Source organism: Streptomyces sp. WELS2, assembly GCF_013870595.1.
Classification (GTDB): Bacteria; Actinomycetota; Actinomycetes; order Streptomycetales; family Streptomycetaceae; genus Streptomyces.
Window position 1 is genome coordinate 1 of sequence record NZ_JACBWZ010000297.1, and the last position, 6,961, is coordinate 6,961.

General features: G+C 69.5%; 6 protein-coding genes. 4 read left to right on the top strand and 2 right to left on the bottom strand.

The window, feature by feature from the left end:
• From H5J33_RS18285 to H5J33_RS18295, 3 genes are all read left to right on the top strand, one after another.
• Nucleotides 1-341 (top strand): hypothetical protein (locus H5J33_RS18285; protein WP_181796009.1); only part of this gene is annotated, 341 nt, incomplete at its 5' end.
• A 311-nt stretch (nucleotides 342-652) separates the two neighbouring features.
• Nucleotides 653-1,345 (top strand): ribosome hibernation-promoting factor, HPF/YfiA family, encoded by a 693-nt coding sequence (gene hpf, locus H5J33_RS18290; RefSeq protein ID WP_399552860.1) that lies wholly within the window; start codon nucleotides 653-655, stop codon nucleotides 1,343-1,345.
• Nucleotides 1,346-1,549: 204 nt separating this feature from the next.
• Nucleotides 1,550-2,296 carry a response regulator transcription factor gene (locus tag H5J33_RS18295; RefSeq protein WP_181796011.1) on the top strand — a complete coding sequence of 249 codons (747 nt, stop codon included), beginning with the start codon at nucleotides 1,550-1,552 and terminating at the stop codon, nucleotides 2,294-2,296.
• 16 nt (nucleotides 2,297-2,312) lie between these two features.
• On the opposite strand, the gene H5J33_RS18300 is transcribed toward H5J33_RS18295, so the two are convergent.
• Together H5J33_RS18300 and H5J33_RS37560 are read right to left on the bottom strand one after the other, a co-directional pair.
• The gene (locus tag H5J33_RS18300) at nucleotides 2,313-3,488 is read right to left on the bottom strand and encodes a winged helix-turn-helix domain-containing protein (protein WP_181796012.1); all 1,176 of its coding nucleotides are present in this window, start codon (nucleotides 3,486-3,488) and stop codon (nucleotides 2,313-2,315) included.
• Nucleotides 3,489-3,554: 66 nt separating this feature from the next.
• A complete protein-coding gene (locus H5J33_RS37560) occupies nucleotides 3,555-4,193 on the bottom strand; it encodes a GNAT family protein (protein WP_309485431.1) in 639 nt (212 codons plus the stop codon).
• Here H5J33_RS37560 and secA point away from each other — a divergent pair.
• On the top strand, nucleotides 4,108-6,921 hold the full coding sequence (gene secA / locus H5J33_RS18310) for a preprotein translocase subunit SecA (RefSeq protein ID WP_181796013.1): 2,814 nt from the start codon (nucleotides 4,108-4,110) through the stop codon (nucleotides 6,919-6,921). The genes H5J33_RS37560 and secA overlap by 86 nt on opposite strands.
• Nucleotides 6,922-6,961: the final 40 nt, after the last annotated feature.

A 6,961-nucleotide genomic window follows, 5' to 3' on the forward strand; every position in this document is an offset into this window, starting at 1 on the left:
CCGCCATGGACATCAGGTTCCAGCAGGAGGGAGGCGGCCGGCTGCTCGGCGACGGCCGGTGCGTGGTGCTCGTCGACGACCTCATGACGACGGGTGCCAGTCTCGCGGAGGCGGCGCGTGCCGTGCGCGAGGCCGTGGTATCCGGTGCCAATGGCGGAACGGCCGTGTATCGGGCGACAACTCGGGAAGGTAGGGAGGAACGACGGATCGGTGAAGAGCAGGAGAGGACGGAGTCGCTGCACGGTGCACCGGAAAAGGCCGCGCCGAACGCCCGCGCCTTGATGCGGCGTGCCGCCGTGATCGCCGCTCCGGCCGATTCCCTGGAAATAAACAGGAACTGATCGTCAACGTGCATCGTTGCAGGTAGTGAGAGGCTTAATTCACCTGAACGGAGGTGCGGCGGAAGAGAGGGTGACGACATCGCTCCGGGCGAGATATGTTCGGTTGTGAGGAAAGGCGCAGGCCACACACCTCGCATATCCGAATGCCGTGCGCGGGTTTCGCAATCACCCGCGCCGGTGGGGTGGAGATCTCGCCCATGGGGGAGGAGGAGGTGGAAGTCACCGAGTCCGAGGTCCGGTGATCACCGGATCTGGTGCGAAAGGGAGACGCTCCGCCGATGGAGCGGGGCGATCCGGGAACGGAGTTCTGCGTGGACATCGTCGTCAAGGGCCGCAAGACCGAGGTGCCCGAGCGGTTCCGCAAGCACGTGGCCGAGAAGCTGAAGCTGGAGAAGATCCAGAGGCTCGATGCCAAGGTGATCAGCCTCGACGTCGAGGTGTCCAAGGAGCCCAACCCCCGGCAGGCCGACCGCTGTGACCGAGTGGAGATCACGCTCCGCTCCCGCGGTCCGGTGATCCGGGCGGAGGCGGCGGCCAGCGATCCCTACGCCGCACTCGACCTGGCGGCGGAGAAGCTGGACGCGCGGCTGCGCAAGCAGCACGACAAGCGGTTCTCACGCCGCGGCGCGCGCCGGATCTCGGCGGCGGAGGTCCCCGACCACGTGCCGGGCGCGGCGACACTGAACGGCAACGGCCTGCCCGCCTCGGAGGAGGAGTCCGACGGGGTGCCGACCAAGAAGATCGGTTCCCTGGAGGTCAAGGGTGAAGGCCCCCTCGTCGTCCGCGAGAAGACCCACGTCGCCGCCCCGATGACGCTCGACCAGGCTCTCTACGAGATGGAGCTGGTCGGCCACGACTTCTACTTGTTCGTCGACTCCGAGACGAAGGAACCGAGCGTCGTCTACCGACGGCACGCCTACGACTACGGCGTGATCCATCTCAGCACGGACCCGATGGTCGCCGAGGCGCAGACCCCCACGGCGGGGGGCACGCTGGGCGGCTGACCCCACCCGGCTGAAGCTGAGCCGGTGCCCCTGGAGTGAGCGTGCGCCCCCAGGGGCACCGGCGTGCGACCACTTCGCGCCCCGCACGTCACCTCGGTGCCGTCCGGGCATGAAATCATGGCCGCACCGGCCCAACCGGTGGGCCGTTGCCTTGGGTTGGCGATGGCACAGGACCACAGGCCACAGCCTTCAGGGGGAGGAACGATGGCGGACACCTTCGGACCGATGCGGGACGGGGACGCCGACGACGCTGTCATCGGCAGGGACCCGGGCGCGGACGCGTCGCGCAAGGAGCCGATCAGAGTCCTGGTCGTGGACGACCACGCCCTCTTCCGGCGCGGCCTGGAGATCGTGCTCGCGGCCGAGGAGGACATCCAGGTCGTCGGCGAGGCGGGCGACGGTGCCGAGGCCGTCGACAAGGCCGCCGACCTGCTGCCCGACATCGTCCTGATGGACGTCCGCATGCCCAAGCGCGGCGGGATCGAGGCCTGCACCTCCATCAAGGAGGTGGCCCCCAGCGCGAAGATCATCATGCTGACGATCAGCGACGAGGAGGCCGACCTCTACGACGCGATCAAGGCGGGCGCGACCGGATATCTCCTCAAGGAGATCTCGACCGACGAGGTGGCCACCGCCATTCGCGCGGTGGCCGACGGACAGTCGCAGATCAGCCCGTCGATGGCGTCCAAACTCCTCACCGAGTTCAAGTCGATGATCCAGCGCACCGACGAGCGCCGGCTGGTGCCCGCGCCCCGGCTCACCGACCGGGAGCTGGAGGTCCTCAAACTCGTCGCCACGGGCATGAACAACCGGGACATCGCCAAGGAGTTGTTCATCTCCGAGAACACCGTGAAGAACCACGTCCGCAACATCCTGGAGAAGCTCCAGCTGCACTCCAGGATGGAGGCCGTGGTCTACGCGATGCGGGAGAAGATCCTGGAGATCCGCTAGCGCCTGTCCCCGGCGCCTAGCCGAGGAGCCCGGCGAGCTCCCGGGTGAGGGGCTCGCGCAGCTGTGGCGGGTCCACGCGCTCGACGCGGACGTCGGTGCACTGCACCCACGACGCCGCCTCGACCAGAGCCCGGGCCACCGCCGGGACCGCCTTCGGGCCGTCCAGGGTGACCTGCTTGGCCACCAGTGTGCGGCCCTGGCGCGCCGGGTCCACCCGGCCGACCAGCCGGCCGCCGGCGAGCACCGGCATCGCGAAGTACCCGTGCACCCGCTTGGGCTTGGGGACGTACGCCTCCAGCCGGTGGGTGAAGCCGAAGATCCGTTCCGTGCGCGCCCGCTCCCAGATCAGGGAGTCGAAGGGGGACAGCAGCGTGGTGCGGTGCCGGCCGCGCGGGGGCGTCGCCAGGGCCGCCGGGTCGGCCCACGCGGGCTTGCCCCAGCCCTCCACCTCCACCGGCACCAGACCGGAGTCCGCGATCACCGAGTCGACCTGCTCGCCCTTGAGCCGGTGGTAGTCGGCGATGTCCGCGCGCGTGCCCACGCCGAGCGCCTCGCCCGCCAGCCGCACCAGGCGCCGCAGGCACTCGCCGTCGTCCAGCTCGTCGTGCAGCAGCGCGGCCGGGACCGCGCGCTCGGCGAGGTCGTACACCCGCTTCCAGCCGCGCCGCTCCACGCAGACCACCTCGCCGTACATCAGCGCCCGCTCCACGGCGACCTTCGCGCCCGACCAGTCCCACCAGTCGTTCGTCTTCTTCGCGCCGCCCAGCTCCGTGGCGGTCAGCGGGCCCTCCGCGCGCAGCTGCTTGATCACCTGCTCGTAGGCGCCGTCGGGGAGTTCGTGGTGCCAGTGCGGGCGGTCGCGGTAGGCGCGGCGGCGGAAGGCGAAGTGGGGCCACTCCTCGATGGGCAGCAGGCAGGCGGCGTGCGACCAGTACTCGAACGCGTGGGTGTCCGTCCAGTACGCGTCCTCCACCGTGCGCCGGCCGACGGCGCCCAGCCGGGCGTACGGCACGAGTTCGTGGGACCGGGCCAGGACCGAGATGGTGTCGAGCTGGACCGCGCCGAGACGGCGCAGCACCCCGCGGACCCCGGCGCGCCGGTCGGGCGCGCCGAGCAGGCCCTGGGCCCGCAGGACTATCCGGCGGGCGTCGTCCGCGGTGAGCGTGGTGGTGGGACGCGGAAGGGTCGTCATGCCCCGTGACGATAGAGGGTGGCACCGACAGTCCGCGACGGCCTGCGCGTTCGCCTCCCAGCGGTCTCAGGGACGCGCGGGCAGGTACGGGGCGGTGGACGGCAGTCCCAGGTCCGAGGGGAGCAGCGAGCCGACCCAGCAGTCCCTGCGCACCCCCTTGTTGGTGACGCCGGAGCGCAGCACGCCCTCGACGGTGAAGCCCGCGCGTTCGGCCACCGCGCGGGAGGCGTGGTTGCCGACCTCGGCCCGCCACTCGACCCGGTCCACGCCGGCCTCGGTGAAGGCCCAGCGGCAGGCGGCGAGCGTGGCCTCCACGACGTAGCCCCGGCCGCGGTGCTCCCGGGCCGCCCAGAAGCCGGGGTTCCATCGCCCGATTCTGCGCGGGGCACCGGGCCGGCGCCACGGATTTCCCCGCCGAGTGAGCGCGCGATCACAATCCGCGTAATTCCTCGTACGGAGCGGCACCATCGGGATACCCCGTCCGTTGTCCTGGATGAAGCAGCCGCCGGGTCGCCAGGCCTCCCGGCGCGGCCGGGTCCTCGCATACGATGGCCGTTGCTCAGTAGTCAGAAGGAAAAACCGACCGTCCCAGGCCCGACCGGCAAGGAGACCAGCCCCCGTGTCCGTCCTCTCGAAGATCATGCGTGCAGGCGAAGGCAAGATCCTGCGCAAGCTGCACCGCATCGCGGACCAGGTCAACTCCATCGAAGAGGACTTCGTCGACCTCTCCGACGCCGAGCTGCGGGCCCTCACCGATGAGTACAAGCAGCGGTACGCCGACGGTGAGAGCCTCGACGACCTGCTCCCCGAGGCGTTCGCCACGGTCCGCGAGGCCGCCAAGCGCGTCCTCGGCCAGCGTCACTACGACGTGCAGCTCATGGGCGGTGCCGCGCTGCACCTCGGCTATGTGGCCGAGATGAAGACCGGTGAGGGCAAGACCCTCGTCGGCACCCTGCCCGCCTATCTGAACGCCCTGTCCGGCGACGGCGTGCACATCGTCACGGTCAACGACTACCTGGCCGAGCGCGACTCGGAGATGATGGGCCGCGTCCACAAGTTCCTGGGCCTCGACGTCGGCTGCATCCTCGCCAGCATGACCCCGGCCCAGCGCCGCGAGCAGTACGCGTGCGACATCACCTACGGCACGAACAACGAGTTCGGCTTCGACTACCTGCGCGACAACATGGCGTGGTCGAAGGACGAGCTGGTGCAGCGCGGCCACAACTTCGCCATCGTGGACGAGGTCGACTCCATCCTCATCGACGAGGCCCGTACGCCGCTGATCATCTCCGGCCCGGCCGACCAGGCCACCAAGTGGTACGGCGACTTCGCCAAGCTGGTCACCCGCCTCAAGCGCGGCGAGGCCGGCAACCCGCTCAAGGGCATCGAGGAGACCGGCGACTACGACGTCGACGAGAAGAAGCGCACGGTCGCCATCCACGAGTCCGGTGTCAGCAAGGTCGAGGACTGGCTGGGCATCGACAACCTCTACGAGTCGGTGAACACCCCGCTCGTGGGTTACCTGAACAACGCCATCAAGGCCAAGGAACTGTTCAAGCGCGACAAGGACTACGTCGTCATCGACGGCGAGGTCATGATCGTCGACGAGCACACCGGCCGTATCCTCGCCGGCCGCCGCTACAACGAGGGCATGCACCAGGCGATCGAGGCGAAGGAAGGGGTGGAGATCAAGGACGAGAACCAGACGCTCGCCACGATCACCCTGCAGAACTTCTTCCGCCTCTACAAGAAGCTCTCCGGCATGACCGGTACGGCGATGACCGAGGCCGCCGAGTTCCACCAGATCTACAAGCTCGGCGTGGTCCCGATCCCGACCAACAAGCCGATGATCCGCAAGGACCAGTCGGACCTGATCTACCGCACCGAGGTGGCCAAGTTCGAGGCGGTCGTGGACGACATCGCCGAGAAGCACGAGAAGGGCCAGCCGATCCTCGTCGGGACGACCTCCGTCGAGAAGTCGGAGTACCTCTCGCAGCAGCTCAGCAAGCGCGGCATCCAGCACGAGGTGCTGAACGCCAAGCACCACGAGCGCGAGGCGCAGATCGTGGCCCAGGCCGGCCGCAAGGGCGCGGTGACGGTCGCCACCAACATGGCCGGCCGTGGTACGGACATCAAGCTCGGCGGCAACCCCGAGGACCTCGCCGAGGCGGAGCTGCGCCAGCGCGGCCTCGACCCCGAGGAGCACATCGAGGAGTGGGCCGCGGCCCTGCCCGCCGCCCTGGAGAAGGCCGAGCAGGCCGTCAAGGCGGAGAAGGAGGAGGTCGAGGCGCTCGGCGGCCTCTACGTCCTCGGCACCGAGCGGCACGAGTCGCGGCGCATCGACAACCAGCTGCGCGGCCGCTCCGGCCGTCAGGGCGACCCGGGCGAGTCCCGCTTCTACCTCTCGCTGGGCGACGACCTGATGCGCCTGTTCAAGGCCCAGATGGTCGAGCGCGTGATGTCCATGGCCAACGTGCCGGACGACGTGCCGATCGAGAACAAGATGGTCACCCGCGCCATCGCGTCCGCGCAGGGGCAGGTCGAGACGCAGAACTTCGAGACGCGCAAGAACGTCCTGAAGTACGACGAGGTGCTCAACCGGCAGCGCGAGGTCATCTACGGCGAGCGCCGCCGCGTCCTGGAGGGCGAGGACCTGCACGAGCAGATCCGGCACTTCATGGACGACACGATCGAGGCGTACGTCACCGCGGAGACCTCCGAGGGCTTCCCCGAGGACTGGGACCTGGACCGGCTGTGGGGTGCCTTCCGGCAGCTGTACCCGGTGAAGGTCACCATCGAGGAGCTGGAGGAGGCGGCCGGCGACCGTGCCGGTCTGACCGCCGAGTTCATCATCGAGTCCATCAAGGAGGACATCCACGAGCAGTACGAGGCCCGCGAGGCGCAGCTCGGCTCCGAGATCATGCGTGAGCTGGAGCGCCGGGTCGTGCTGTCGGTCCTGGACCGCAAGTGGCGCGAGCACCTCTACGAGATGGACTACCTCCAGGAGGGCATCGGCCTGCGCGCGATGGCCCAGAAGGACCCGCTGGTCGAGTACCAGCGCGAGGGCTTCGACATGTTCACCGCGATGATGGACGGCATCAAGGAGGAGTCCGTCGGCTACCTGTTCAACCTGGAGGTCCAGGTCGAGCAGCAGGTCGAGGAGGTCCCGGTCGAGGCGCAGGCCCAGCCGGCCGGCGAGGGCGCGCAGGACACGGTGCCGGCGCAGGCCGGTGCCCGTCCCGAGATCCGCGCGAAGGGCCTGGACGTCCCCCAGCGCCGGGAGCTGCACTTCTCCGCGCCGACGGTGGACGGCGAGGGCGGCATCGTGGAGCGCGACCTGGAGGACGAGGAGCCGGTGCGCTCCGAGTCGGACGGGCTGACCCGGGCGGAGCGGCGGCGGCAGGCCAAGGGCGGCCGGCGCCGCAAGAAGTAACGCGGGAAGCGACGCCCCCCGTGTGGGCGGGCGGCTGACG

Bases quoted from the DNA above. Each gene is read 5' to 3' on its own strand.
- H5J33_RS18295 (WP_181796011.1), top strand. From the start codon at position 1,550: ATGGCGGACACCTTCGGACCGATGCGGGACGGGGACGCCGACGACGCT.
- H5J33_RS18300 (WP_181796012.1), bottom strand. From the start codon at position 3,488: ATGACGACCCTTCCGCGTCCCACCACCACGCTCACCGCGGACGACGCC.
- H5J33_RS37560 (WP_309485431.1), bottom strand. From the start codon at position 4,193: ATGGAGTTGACCTGGTCCGCGATGCGGTGCAGCTTGCGCAGGATCTTG.